Origin of the sequence: Loktanella gaetbuli (genome assembly GCF_020531945.1) — a bacterium.
Taxonomy (GTDB): Bacteria; Pseudomonadota; Alphaproteobacteria; order Rhodobacterales; family Rhodobacteraceae; genus Loktanella; species Loktanella gaetbuli.
Genome location: NZ_JAJATZ010000012.1, coordinates 13778 through 27252 on the forward strand (window position 1 = coordinate 13778; position 13475 = coordinate 27252).

Consider the following 13475-nt stretch of genomic DNA (forward strand, 5'->3'; position numbering starts at 1 on the left):
TTGGTCAGGTCGTGACATCTGGTCCAGATTTGCCGGTGCGCGCGCGGATTCCGGCGATGTCCTCGGCCGCCAGGATGATCCAGCGCAATGCGTCCTGCGGGTCCTGATCGAAATTCGCAGGATCGGTTTCCAGCGATTCCAGATACAGCCGGATCGTGGCCCCGGATGTGCCGGTGCCTGACAACCGGATCACGAAACGCGCGCCACCGTCGAACAGGACACGGATACCCTGCTGTGCGCTGACCGATCCATCTACCGGATCGTGATAGGCATAATCGTCGGCCTCGCTGACGCGGTGACCCTGAATGGTCTGGCCGACCAGACCGTCCAACTTGCTGCGCAGATCGTCCATCATCGTGTTGGCGATGTCGCTGTCCACGGCCTCGTAATCGTGGCGGGAATAGTAGTTGCGCCCGTAGCTCTGCCAGTGGTCGCGCATGATTTCGGCAACGCTCATCTGGCGTTTCGCCAGTATGTTGAGCCACATCAGGATCGCCCATAGACCATCCTTCTCGCGCACATGGTCGGACCCGGTGCCAAACGATTCCTCGCCACACAGCGACACCCGGCCATCATCCATCAGGTTGCCAAAGAATTTCCAGCCCGTCGGGGTTTCAAAGCAGGCCAACCCCATTTTTTCTGCGACACGGTCCACGGCGGCAGAGGTCGGCATGGACCGCGCGACCCCCTTGAGACCCGCGGCATAGCCCTTGGCCAGATGCGCGTTGGCCGCCAGAACCGCCAGGCTGTCGGATGGGCTGACGTAGATGTTGGGGCCAACAACCATGTTGCGGTCGCCGTCGCCGTCGCTGGCGGCCCCGAAATCGGGCGCGTCGGGGCCGTTCATCGTGTCCATCAATTCGTGCGCCCAGGTGGGGTTGGGGTCCGGATGCATGCCGCCGAAATCGGGCAAGGGGGTGCCATGCACGACGCTGCCCGGTGCGGCCCCCAGACGGTTCTCCAGGATCTCTTGGCCATAGGGGCCGGTGATCGCGCACATGGCGTCGAACTGGATGCGGAACCCACCGGCAAACATCGCGCGGATCGCATCGAAATCGAACAGGGTTTCCATCAGCGCGGCGTAATCCGCGACGGGATCGACGACGGTGATTTTCATCCCCGCCAGTTCCGTGTCACCCACCGTGCTCAGGTCCACGTTCTGTGCCTCGACGATGTGGTATTCCTGAATGGTCCGGGTGCGTTCGAACATTGCGTTGGTGACGTATTCCGGGGCCGGGCCGCCGTTGGCCATGTTGAACTTGACGCCAAAATCCTCGTCCTCGCCGCCGGGGTTGTGGCTGGCGGACATGATGATGCCGCCATCGGTCTTGTTCAGGCGGATCAGATGGCTGGCCGCTGGGGTCGACAGCAGCGCATCGCGGCCAACGATCACATGGGTGGCACCATTGGCGGCCGCCATGCGCAGGATCACCTGTGCGGCGCGTTTATTGAAAAAACGCCCGTCGCCACCCAGCACAAAGGTTTTGCCCCTGGCACCCCCGATCCCGTCGAAAATGCTCTGGACAAAGTTTTCAAGGAAATGCGGCTGCATGAAAACGCGGGTTTTCTTGCGCAGGCCAGAGGTTCCGGGCTTTTGCCCGTCGATGGGTGTCGTTGCAACGGTGTTCATGGGGTCCTCCTGTTACACAGGAAGCTAGATCAATCCGTCGTCCGAGCAAAGACACAGACCGAATCCGCTGCAACACGGAAGGTTTGTGTGGCGATGCACTGTGTGCCGTCCTCTGGGTTGGCTGTATCCAGGATCAGTTCCCAGGGGCTGTCCGTGCTGCAATCCGGCAGGGTGATGTCGATGGCCGGACCCGCGTTGAAGGTGATGAACACCACATCATGCGATGCCGCATAGTCGGGGGTGTCAGAGGCCGTGCGCATTTCGACAGACAAGGCGCGCCAGCGTGGATCGTCCCAGTCTTCTTGTGTGGGCGGGGTGCCGTCAGGTTTGCGCCAGAACAGATCGGGCATGCCGTCCTCTCGACGTGGGCGAGAATGCAGGAACCGCGTCTGCCGCAACACCGGGTGGTCGCGACGCAAGCGGGACAGCCGCGCGACATAATCCAGCAGCTTTTGATCCAGACGGTCCCAGTTCAGCCAGCCCGTGTCGTTGTCCTGTGCAAAGGTGTTGTTGTTGCCCCACTGGCTGTTGCCGATCTCGTCCCCGCCCAGCAGGAACGGCGTGCCCTGCGACAGAAACACGGTGGCCAGCAGGTTGCGCTTGCGCTGGGCACGGGCGGACCGGATCGCGGGATCATCCGTCGGACCTTCGACACCCATGTTATCGGAATAATTGTCGTCCTTGCCGTCGCGATTGTCCTCGCCGTTGGCGGCGTTGTGCTTGACGTTGTAGGACACCAGATCATCTAGAACCATGCCGTCATGCACGGTCACAAAGTTGATCGAGGCAGTGGCTTTGCGGCCTGAATGATCGAACTGGCGGGCACTGCCGGCGACCCTTTTGGCCAGATTGGCGGTCAGGCCCGCATCGCCGCGCCAGTATTTGCGCACGCCGTCGCGGAATTTGTCGTTGAATTCCATGAAAGGGTGCGGAAACGCGCCCAGCTGATAGCCGCCAGGCCCCAGGTCCCAGGGTTCGGTCACCAGTTTCACGCGGCTCAGCACCGGGTCCTGTCGCAACGCATCCAGGAACCCGCCCTCGCGGTCGAAACCGTCCTTTTCGCGGGCAAGTGCGGTGCCGAGGTCGAACCGGAACCCGTCCACGTGCATCGTTTCGACCCAATAGCGCATGGAATCCATAATCATGCGCAGCACCATCGGGTGTTCGGTCCGCAGCGTGTTCCCGACGCCTGTATCGTTCACGTAGCCCCGACCGTCGTCGGTCAATCGGTAGTAGGATTTGTTGTCGAAACCACGGAACGACAGGGTCGGACCCATTTCGTTGCCTTCGGCGGTGTGGTTGTAAACCACGTCCATGATGACTTCGATGCCGGCCTTGTGGAACCGCCGGACCATGGTCTGAAATTCCCAGACACCTTCCTCGGTCATGTAGCGCGGTTCCGGCGCGAAAAATCCGATGCTGTTGTAGCCCCAGTAGTTGCGCAGTCCCTGCCGCACGAGAAAATGGTCGTCGACATAGGCCTGTGACGGCATCAGCTGGACGGTGGTCACGCCGATCTTATTGAGGTGATCCAGCACGGGCTGGGACGCCATGCCCAGAAACTTGCCGCGCATGGCCGACGCGACGCCCGGCATGCGGGCGGTCATGCCTTTGACATGGGCCTCGTAGAGGACGGTATCGGTTGCGGCGATTTCGGGGGGCAGGTCGCGGCCCCAGTTGAACGACGGGTCCACCACGACGCTGCGCTGCGCTGCAAAGGCGCTGTCACGCGAGTCAAAGCTGAGATCGCTACGCGGACTGCCGACACGGTAGCCCATCAGCGCGTCGGACCATTTCAGTTTGCCGAACAGGCGTTTGGCATAGGGATCGATCAGCAGTTTGTTGTAATTGAACCTGTGCCCTTCTTCGGGGGCATAGGGCCCGTGCACCCGAAACCCGTATTTCGCACCCGGTGTCAGGCCCGCGACATGAACGTGCCAGACATCGCCGTCGCGTTCCAACAGCGGCAGGCGCGCGCGTTCCTTGCGCCCGTCATCGCTGAACAGGCACAGGTCGATGCGTTCGGCATGTTCGGAAAAGACGGCGAAATTCACGCCCGCCCCGTCGAATGTCGCCCCCAGCGGAAAGGGTTTGCCCGCCGTCAGTGGGTGGTCGCGCAGTTTCGTCGGGACAGACTGGTTAAGTTGGGCATTCAAACGGTTAGGCCTTCGTACAAGTCAGCGTAGGCGGACGCAGAGGTCTGCCAACCTAGCGCCTGCGACATGCCCTTTTTTTGCAAACCTGTCCACGTTTTCTTGTCCGAGTATAAGGCAATGAGGCGCATCAGGGCCTGACCGAATGCCAGCGCGTCGATGGGATGGAATTGCAGGCCGGTCGCTGCCTTGTCCTGCAGGGCCATCGGTGTTGCATTGATGACAGTATCGGCCAGCCCACCCGTCAGGGCGACGACCGGTACGCAGCCATAGCGCAAACCATATAGCTGGGTCAGGCCACATGGTTCGAACCGCGACGGCACGAGAACCGCGTCGCCGCCTGCGAACATGCGGTGCGACAGGGCTTCGTCATAGCCGATGCGCAGGCCGATCCGGCCAGGATGCGCCTTGGCCAGCGACTTGAGGTCGTTTTCGATCTGCGGGTCGCCTGATCCCAGCACCGCCAGACAGCCACCGCCGGCGATGAAATCAGGGATGGCGGCGACCAGCAGGTCCATGCCTTTTTGGTCGGTCAGACGACTGACAACGACGGCCAGCGGGCCGTCACAGCTCGCCAGTCCGAATTCTGCCATCAAGGCCGTCCGATTGTGCTGTTTCCTGGCCAGCGACGCCTTGCCATAGGTCTTGGAAATGTGGGGGTCTGTCTGGGGATCCCAGACAGTTTCGTCGACGCCGTTCAGGATGCCGTGGAAATCGGCGGCACGGTATTGCAGCAGACCTTCCAGCCCGAACCCGAATTCATGGCGCATCAGTTCGTCGGCGTAGGTGGGGCTGACGGTGGTGATCGCGTCGGCATGGGCCAGCCCGGCCTTGAGGCTGGACAGGTTGCCCCAGTATTCCAGGCTGTCGCTGTGGAACGCTTCGATCGGCAGGCGCAACGACCCCAGGGCCGCGCCCGGTGCCTCGCCGCGAAAAGCGATGTTGTGGATCGTGACGACCGATTTGGCCTTCGTGTCCACGCAAAGATCCATGTAGGCCGGTGCAAAACCCGCCTGCCAGTCGTGGCAATGCACGATATCAGGTGTCCAACCATCGGTCGTCCCAGTCGCCGAGATCTGGGCGGCAACCCACGACAGCGCGGCGAACCGCTGCGGATTGTCGCCGAAATCGTGCGGGTTGCCATAGGGCCCGCCGTCGCGCGCAAACAGATGCGGCGCATCCAGCAACATGATCGCAGCCCCGCCGATCTGGCCCAGCAACACGCAGGCCGGACCGCCGAACAGATCGCTGTCAGCCCAGACCTCGGTCACGGCACCCAGCTGGTCGATCAATCCGGGGTAGGCTGGCAACAACGTGCGCATGTCCCAGCCCAGCGGTGCGAGTGCTGAGGGCAGGGCACCGGCCACGTCTGCCAGGCCCCCTGTCTTGATCAGGGGAACGCATTCCGACGTGACCGATAAGACCCGACCACCCATGGGATCAGGACCGCGCGAGATAGGCGTCGATCATGGCCTTGGTGACCAGCACGACGCCTTTGTCAGTGACGCGGAAACCGTTTTCACGATCCTGTTCGGAATCGATGCCGATCACCATGCCTTCGGGGATCTGCACACCGCGGTCGATCACGCAGTTGCGTAGCTCTGCCTTGCGGCCCACGTCCACATGCGGCAGCGCCACAACCCGGTTCAGCGAGGCATAGGAATGTGTTCGCACACCTGTGAACAGCAGCGATTCAGTCACTTCGGACCCGGAGATGATGCAGTTGCCAGACACCATCGACGACACCGCCGTCCCGCGACGGCCATCCTCGTTGTGGATGAACTTTGCAGGTGGCACGCTTTCCGCGTAGGTCCAGATCGGCCATTCGTTGTCATAGAGGTCCAGCGGCGGGGTGAACAGCGTCAGGTCGATGTTGGCCTGCCAGAACGCATCCACGGTGCCCACGTCGCGCCAGTAGGGTTCGGTTTCCAGACCCGACATGATGCAGCTGTCCTGAAAACGGTGCGCCATGGCTTTGCCGTTCTTGACGATATGGGGGATGATGTCGTGGCCGAAATCGTGGCTGCTGTTGTCGTCGTGCATATCCTCGAGCAGCAAGGTCCGCAGGAACTGCCAGTCAAAGATGTAGATACCCATTGACCCCAGCGCGTGGTCGGGATCGCCGGGAATGGCGGGCGGATCAGCCGGCTTTTCGAGGAAATCGGTGATCTGCATCTGATCGTTCACATGCATCACACCCAGCGCAGTCGCCTCCATCCGGGGGACGGTCAGGCAGCCGATCGTCACATCCGCCTTGGTGTCGACATGCTGTTGCAGCATGACCTCGTAATCCATCTTGTAGATGTGGTCGCCTGCCAGGATGACAATGTATTCAACGCCGTAGCTGTCGATGATGTCGATGTTCTGGGTGACGGCATCGGCCGTGCCGACGTACCATTTAGCTTCGTCCATCCGCTGCGACGCAGGCAGGATATCAAGGAATTCGTTGCGTTCCGCCCGCAGAAAGTTCCAGCCCCGCTGGCAATGCCGGATCAGGCTGTGCGCCTTATACTGGGTGGCGATCGCCATCTTGCGCATGCCGGAATTCAGCGCGTTGGACAGGGCAAAGTCGACGATCCGGGTCTTGCCGCCGAAATAGACCGCCGGTTTGGCGCGGTTGTCGGTCAGTTCCTTGAGGCGGCTGCCACGCCCGCCGGCCAGCACGAATGCCAGCGCCTTGTTCGACAGTCTTGGATTGGCCTTGGGTTTCATTGGTCTCACTCCCTGGTGGCGGATGGTATTCAGTTGTCCTGGACAAAAATGACGGTGGACAGCGGCGGGATCGTGACCTCGGCGGAATGATCCTGCCCCATCCAGGCACGGGTTTCTGCGTCAACACCTCCCATGTTGCCGCGCCCGCCGCCACCGTAAGCTTCGGCGTCGGAATTCAGCGCCTCGCGCCAGCGGCCCTTGGCGGGCAGACCGATGCGATAGCCGGTCCGTTCGATCGGGGTCATGTTCATGACGACTACGACCTTTGGATCATCCACGCCGCCAATGCGCACGAATGCAAATACCGAGGCATCGGCATCGTTCGCCTCGAGCCATTGGAAACCGGACGGGCGGACATCGTTGACGTGCAGCGCAGGGGTCGCGCGATACAGCGTGTTCAGGTCGCGCACCCACATCTGCACGCCCTTGTGGCGGCCATCATCGCATTCGTGCCAATCAAGGCTTTGGTTGTGGTTCCATTCCTTGGATTGCGCAAACTCTTGCCCCATGAACAGCAGCTTCTTGCCCGGGTGGGTCCACATGAACCCGTAGTAGGCCCGCAGGTTCGCGAATTTTTCCCACGCATTGCCGGGCATCTTGGTCAGCATGGAACCCTTGCCGTGCACCACCTCGTCGTGGCTGATGGGAAGCACGTAGTTTTCACCGAATGCGTAGTGCAGGCTGAATGTCATCTCGTGATGGTGGTGGCGGCGATGAATGGGGTCTTTTTCCATGTAACGCAGGCTGTCGTTCATCCAGCCCATGTTCCATTTGAACCCGAAACCCAGGCCGCCGTATTCGACGGGCCGCGACACACCGGGAAAGGCCGTGCTTTCCTCGGCCACGGTCATGATGCCGGGCACCTCGCCATAGGCCAGGGTGTTGGTGGTTTGCAGCAGCGCGATGGCCTCGTAATTTTCGCGCCCGCCGTCCTTGTTCGGGACCCATTCGTCATGTTTGCGGCTGTAGTCACGATAGAGCATGGAAGCGACGGCATCTACGCGCAGCCCGTCCAGATGGTATTCTTCCAGCCAGTAAAGTGCGTTTGACCGATAGTGGTTCGCGACCTCGGTGCGGCCGAAATTCGGGATCAGTGTATTCCAGTCCTGATGGAATCCCTCGCGCGGGTCGGCATGTTCATACAGGTGCGTGCCGTCGAATTCGCTCAGTCCGTGCGCATCAATCGGGAAATGCCCGGGCACCCAGTCCAGCAGGACACCCAGCCCCTTGCGGTGGGCTGCGTTGATTAATGCGCGGAATTCATCGGGTGTGCCGTGGCGGATCGTTGGCGCATACAGTCCGACGGGCTGATAGCCCCAGCTGCCGTCAAAGGGATGTTCGCTGATCGGCATCAGCTCGATGTGGGTGAACCCCATCCAGACGGCGTAGTCGACCAGATCCTCGGCCAGTTCCAGATAGGACAGCGGGCGGTTGCCAGGCGCGCGTTTCCAACTGGCGAGGTTGACCTCGTAGATCGAAATTGGCGCGTCGATGTGTTGCAGATCGGCGCGGGTCTTCATCCAGTCGGCGTCGGACCATGCGGGATCGCGGATATCACGCACCACGGACCCGGTCGCCGGTGGATGTTCGGACCCGTAGCCGAACGGATCCGCCTTGAGGGGCAGATGTTCGCCGTTCGGCCCGATGATTTCGTATTTGTAGATTTCGCCCGTGCCGATCCCCGGCACAAACAGTTCCCAGACCCCGGATGCACCGATGGGGCGCATCGGCAAACGGCGCCCGTCCCAGACATTGAAATTGCCGACAACGGAAACACGCCGCGCATTCGGGGCCCAGACAGCAAAATGCGTGCCGTCGGTGCCTTCGTGCGTCATGACGTGGGCACCCAGTGCCTTCCACAAACGCTTGTAGCTGCCTTCGCCAAGAAAATAGATATCTTCGTCGGTCAGCACCGGACCAAAGCGGTAGGGATCATCAAAGGACCACGTATAGCCGTCCGCCATCGCCTCGAGGCTGTAGGTTTCGGGCGGTTTGGCAAAGGCCGTTATGAACAGGCCGGGATGGTCGTCCAACCGGTCCAGCGCGATGCGTTTGTCTGCCGTGACGCAGGTGACCGATTCGGCACCGGGCACGAAAACCGTAAGCAGCCAGCCACCGTCACGCTGTTGCAGGCCAAGGGCATCGAAGGGAGACCGGCATTGACCCCAAACAATGTCACGGGCGGCATTGTAGTCGACAAGCGTTGTCGCGGATGGGGTTTTTGTGGCCGGCATGAAGAACCTCCGAAGTTGGTGTCAGCGCTAACAATACTGATCTGCGCCGTGATAGACAGCGACGTCTTCATCATTCGTTAAATATGTGGAGCGAAACTGAGGATGGTAAAGCACAATTCCGGGTGCGCCACTGTGTTGCTGCGCCGCCATAGGGCGGCAGAACCTGAATCCGCTGCTAGTGCGACTCGGTTCGCACTTCTATCACGTAACGATCCTCCCTGCAGAAGCGACACCATGAATTACACCCTGCACGCCTTGATCCTGTCCGCACTGACTTGTGCGACGCCAGCCTTGTCACAGGACCTTTTGCAGGACCGGCAGGGTATTGGAAACGGGCGGTTGTTCACGAACGACGTGATCGGCGACGGCAGTGACCGCTGGCGCACAGGGTCCTATGTCTACAGCCATCTGCGTGCGCCGCGGCCGCATGATGGGGCGCTGCAACCCTTTGGTGATGTGCTGGAATACCGGTTGCGGGCGGAAATCATTGCGCCTGACAGCGGCACGCGCGGCAGGCCCTACGTCGGTCTGCTGTCCGCCGGGGCGCATACGCATTTCGACCTGTCAGGGACCGATGCCAGTGTGGGGGCCGATGTGGTCCTTGTCGGGCCGCAGACAGGCATGGACGATTTTCAGGAATTCTATCACGACACCTTTGGGCTTCAGGTGCCGCTGAACGATCCGCAACTCGACGATGATGTCTTTCTGGACGTCACTGGCGAATTGCGGCGGACCTACCAATTGGGGGATCAGGCGACGATCCGGCCTTTCGTCGAGGCCAAACTGGGGACCGAGGATATTGCCCGCATCGGTGCCGATCTGATTGTCGGGCGCGTGGGTCAGGACGATCTGCTGGTGCGGGACGTCGTTACGGGACAGCTGTATCCCGGGGCCATGGGAACGGGGTCCGGAGTCGGTTTTGTGCTGGGTGGTGACATCGCCAGCGTTGCCGGCAGCAATTTCCTGCCCGAGGACGAGGGGTACCACGCCAGTGACACGCGGTCCCGTGCCCGCGCGGGCGTCAACTGGCAGCCGCACCCGGGTCTGTCGCTGTTCTATGGGGCAACCTATCTGTCGCGCGAATTCGACGAACAGCCCGAGGGGCAGGTCGTGGGGTCTGTCAGGCTCAACTTTTCCTTCTGATACCAGATTGCCACAGTGCCGCACCGCCCACTTGATCGACAAGTGCGTGGCGGCTAACCTGACCTGTATCAGGACCGCGCGATCAACGATGCGGCCGATTGAGGCAAGGTAACAGGTATGAAAACGGGCTTTCGTGGCACGTTTGTCATTCCCTGGTCGCAAATGGAACTTGACGGGCTGCATTCGCCGCCGGTTGATCATGTGCGTGTTGGTGCGATCTGGTCGTGGACCGGTGTGCCGGTGCGTGTGGACGGCCCCAGCGCCGTTCTGCCATTGGGACGATCAGAGGAACAGGCAGATTTGCGCAAGCGTGCTGCACCCACGGTGCGGCGCCTACTGGATGCAGCAGAGGTTACGCCCGCGGCAGACATTCCGATCTTGCGCGATCCGCTGTTCAAGACGTCGATGACGGTAACGGACGGCTACAAGGTCTGGGAAATCACGCTGATCCCGCGCGGGGCAGGGCGCAAGCCGCTGGTCATGTTCCTGGACGATATTCCGCCGCGCCAGACCGAGCTGTGGATCGTGCGCCACGGCGTCGATGCGCGCCTGCGCGCCGAAGTGCAGAGCGTGCCGCGCGGGGTCATCTGCTTTACCCCCGGAACCATGATCCGCACACCCCATGGCCCGCGCGATGTCGCGTCATTGTCCGAAGGCGATGTGGTGCAGACCCAGGATAATGGACCGGCGGAAATCCTTTGGCTGGCGTCACGGCGGGTCAGCGGTGCGCGGATCAGGGCGGTCCCCGATCTCGCACCCGTCAGGTTAAAGGCCGGGTCGCTGGACCGAGAGGTCCCGGACGAGGGGCTACTGGTGTCCCCCGATCACCGGATGGTACTGCGTGGCCCGCAGGCGCGTGCACTGTTCAACAGTGACGAGGTGCTCGTCGCGGCGCGGGACCTGATCAACGATCGGACGATCATGCGCGAACACGGGCACCGTGCGGTGACATACATCCACATGCTGCTGCCCCGTCACGAAATCGTTTTTGCCAATGGTGTCGCAACCGAGAGCTTTCATCCTGACAACACTCCGATGGGGGCAATGGATGATGGCGACAGGGACCGGCTGTTCGACCGCCTGCCGGACCTTGCGGTCGATACCGCGCTTTACGGGGATGCGGCCCGGCGATTACTGACCCAAAGCGAGGCGGCCATCCTCAAGGCAGACACGGCCTGACCGTCAGGCCACATCGCCCGCATGCAACGCCAGAAAGTGTTTGGCATGGATCGGTATCGCGGCCGCCCCCATTTCGCGGGCTTGCGGTCCGATGGCACCTGCAACGACCTGCGGGACGTGCAGGCCCCGCGTGTCGAGCGTTTCCAGTTCCTGCCGCGCCCGCGCCACCAGTCCTTCGCGCACGCGACCGGGCATGGACCCGTCGATCACGATGGCTTCGAAATCGATGACGGAACACACGCTGAGCGCGGCGAATGCCAGCTGCGTGCCGGTCTGTGCGATCCAGTCCTCGATGATGGGTCCGAACTGTGACCAGTCCGACTGGTCTTGCCAGATGGCCGAAGGGTCGCTGCCCGTGGCGCGAATCCGATCTTCCAGCAAATAGAGTGAGGCTGTATCGATCAGCTGCCGGGTCTCGCCGGTCGCGGTCCTGACGGGCAGCGATCCGAACGCACCGGCGTTGACAAAGGGGCCTTCGAAAACCGCATCATTCAGCACCACGCCACCGCCGATAAAGGTGCCGACAAAGAAATAGGCGTAATGCGACCAAGCGCGGCCAGCACCATACAGATGTTCCGCCTGACTGGCGGCGGTCGCGTCGTTTTCGACAAAGACATCGAGGTCGCAGATCTGACCCAGACTGTCGGCGAAATCGAAATCGCGCCAGAGATCCAGATCACGTTGCGGGGCACCGATCGTGTCATGCCAGGCCCATATTTCATAGGGTTTCGCAATACCGATCCCTGCAATGCGGTCCCAGTCGCGCGATCCCAGTTGTGTCCGGATCTGCGTCAGCGCTTCGTTCAGGAATTTCATGATCGGCCCCGGTATGGGGTAGTCATAGCGCACGCTACGGTTCAACAGAACTTCGCCCAGAATGTTGGTCAGCACGACAGTCGCACTGCGGCGTCCGATCTTGACCCCGATCGAATAGGCACCGTTCTTGGACAATTCCATCGGGATCGACGGTTTGCCCACCCGGCCGCGCATCGGTGTCCCGCGCGTCAGCATGCCGTCTTGTTCCAGTTCGCGCAGGATTACGGAAACCGTCTGTGGTGACAGGGCGGTGACGCGCGATATTTCACTGCCCGGCATGGGCCCCTGTCGTGACAGCTTGGTGAGGATCAGTCGCTCATTGTGATCGCGCAAGGCGCTTTGGTTGCGCCCGGTCGTCTGAACGCGTGAATCTTCATGAGTCATAATAATTCCCCCACCTGAAGGTATTGAGCAGTAAAATTAGTAAATCAAGTTGATTTATTCGTGTTGACGAATCGTCAACCATGCTCTTGAGTGGTGACAGTGGTGCGGATCATCCGGTTCGCATCAAAGGCAAGGTAGCCTCATTCCTTGGGAGGGGAAGATGAAAAAACTGCTTACTGGAACTGCGCTTGCACTGCTGTCGACCACCAGCGTCGCCTATGCAGCAGCGCATGCTGAAACAACCGCATGCCTGATCACCAAGACGGACACGAACCCGTTCTTCGTTAAAATGCGCGAAGGTGCGACGGCCAAAGCCGAAGAACTGGGCATCAACCTGATGACCTTTGCGGGCAAGGTCGACGGCGACAACGAAACGCAGGTCGCTGCTGTCGAAACCTGCATCGCCGACGGCGCATCCGGTATCCTGATCACGGCGTCCAACACTTCGGCCATCGTGCCCGTGCTGGAGCAGGCCAAAGAAGCCGGCATTCTGGTCATCGCACTGGACACGCCGCTGGACCCCGCCGATGCCGCACACGCGACATTCGCAACCGACAACTTCCTTGCAGGTGAACTGATCGGCCAGTGGGCTGCCGCCACGCTGGGCGACGAGGCTGCAAACGCCAAGATCGCGATGCTCGACCTCGACGTCAGCCAGCCGACCGTTGGTGTTCTGCGCGACCAGGGTTTCCTTCAGGGCTTTGGCATCGACATCATGGACCCCAACATGTGGGGCGATGAAACCGATCCGCGCATCGTCGGCAACGACGTCACGCAGGGCAACGAAGAAGGCGGTCGCCGCGCGATGGAAAACCTGCTGGCGCAGGATCCGGAGATCAACGTGGTCTACACCATCAACGAACCTGCCGCAGCTGGTGCATACGAGGCGCTGCGCGCCATCGGCCGTGAAAACGACGTGCTGATCGTGTCCGTCGATGGCGGCTGCCCCGGCGTGCAGAACGTCGCTGACGGCGTCATCGGTGCAACGGCCCAGCAGTATCCGCTGGACATGGCATCGCTGGGTATCGAGGCGATTGCCGCATTCGCAGCAGACGGCACCGTGCCGACACCGACCGAAGGCAAGGATTTCTTTGACACGGGCGTCAGCCTGGTCACTGGCGCGCCGGTTGACGGCGTCGACAGCATCGACGTTGCCGAAGGCACAGATCGTTGCTGGGGCTAAATCCCTAATCCGACATCCTGAAGCGGGCGGCCCTGTGCCGC

At 61.3% G+C, this 13475-nt stretch carries 9 protein-coding genes; 3 read left to right on the forward strand and 6 right to left on the reverse strand.

Features of this window, described 5'->3' with window-relative positions:
- Positions 1-4: 4 nt before the first annotated feature.
- Genes LGQ03_RS16250 through glgB form a run of 5 tightly spaced genes read right to left on the reverse strand, consistent with a single transcriptional unit; the run spans position 5 to position 8729 of the window.
- Positions 5-1630, reverse strand: coding sequence for an alpha-D-glucose phosphate-specific phosphoglucomutase (locus LGQ03_RS16250; protein WP_226749253.1), 1626 nt, complete (start codon positions 1628-1630; stop codon positions 5-7).
- 29 nt (positions 1631-1659) lie between these two features.
- On the reverse strand, positions 1660-3786 hold the full coding sequence (gene glgX, locus LGQ03_RS16255; protein ID WP_226749254.1) for a glycogen debranching protein GlgX: 2127 nt from the start codon (positions 3784-3786) through the stop codon (positions 1660-1662).
- The gene (glgA, locus tag LGQ03_RS16260) at positions 3783-5219 is read right to left on the reverse strand and encodes a glycogen synthase GlgA (protein ID WP_226749255.1); all 1437 of its coding nucleotides are present in this window, start codon (positions 5217-5219) and stop codon (positions 3783-3785) included. Before glgA ends, glgX begins: the two co-directional genes overlap by 4 nt.
- A 4-nt stretch (positions 5220-5223) precedes the next feature.
- Positions 5224-6495 carry a glucose-1-phosphate adenylyltransferase gene (glgC, locus tag LGQ03_RS16265; protein WP_226749256.1) on the reverse strand — a complete coding sequence of 424 codons (1272 nt, stop codon included), beginning with the start codon at positions 6493-6495 and terminating at the stop codon, positions 5224-5226.
- A gap of 29 nt (positions 6496-6524) precedes the next feature.
- Positions 6525-8729: a 1,4-alpha-glucan branching protein GlgB gene (gene glgB, locus LGQ03_RS16270; protein ID WP_226749257.1), complete on the reverse strand. Its 2205-nt coding sequence runs from the start codon at positions 8727-8729 to the stop codon at positions 6525-6527.
- Positions 8730-8963: 234 nt separating this feature from the next.
- Between glgB and LGQ03_RS16275 the strand changes: the two genes are divergently transcribed.
- Both LGQ03_RS16275 and LGQ03_RS16280 read left to right on the forward strand, forming a co-directional pair.
- Complete coding sequence (locus LGQ03_RS16275) at positions 8964-9872, forward strand: lipid A-modifier LpxR family protein (protein ID WP_226749258.1); 909 nt, start codon at positions 8964-8966, stop codon at positions 9870-9872.
- 117 nt (positions 9873-9989) lie between these two features.
- The gene (locus tag LGQ03_RS16280) at positions 9990-11051 is read left to right on the forward strand and encodes a Hint domain-containing protein (protein ID WP_226749259.1); all 1062 of its coding nucleotides are present in this window, start codon (positions 9990-9992) and stop codon (positions 11049-11051) included.
- Positions 11052-11054: 3 nt separating this feature from the next.
- Here the strand turns inward: LGQ03_RS16280 and LGQ03_RS16285 are convergent, their stop codons facing one another.
- A complete protein-coding gene (locus tag LGQ03_RS16285; protein WP_226749260.1) occupies positions 11055-12251 on the reverse strand; it encodes an ROK family transcriptional regulator in 1197 nt (398 codons plus the stop codon).
- A 160-nt stretch (positions 12252-12411) separates the two neighbouring features.
- On the opposite strand from LGQ03_RS16285, the gene LGQ03_RS16290 reads away from it, so the two are divergent.
- Positions 12412-13434, forward strand: coding sequence for a sugar ABC transporter substrate-binding protein (locus LGQ03_RS16290; protein WP_226749261.1), 1023 nt, complete (start codon positions 12412-12414; stop codon positions 13432-13434).
- Positions 13435-13475: the final 41 nt, after the last annotated feature.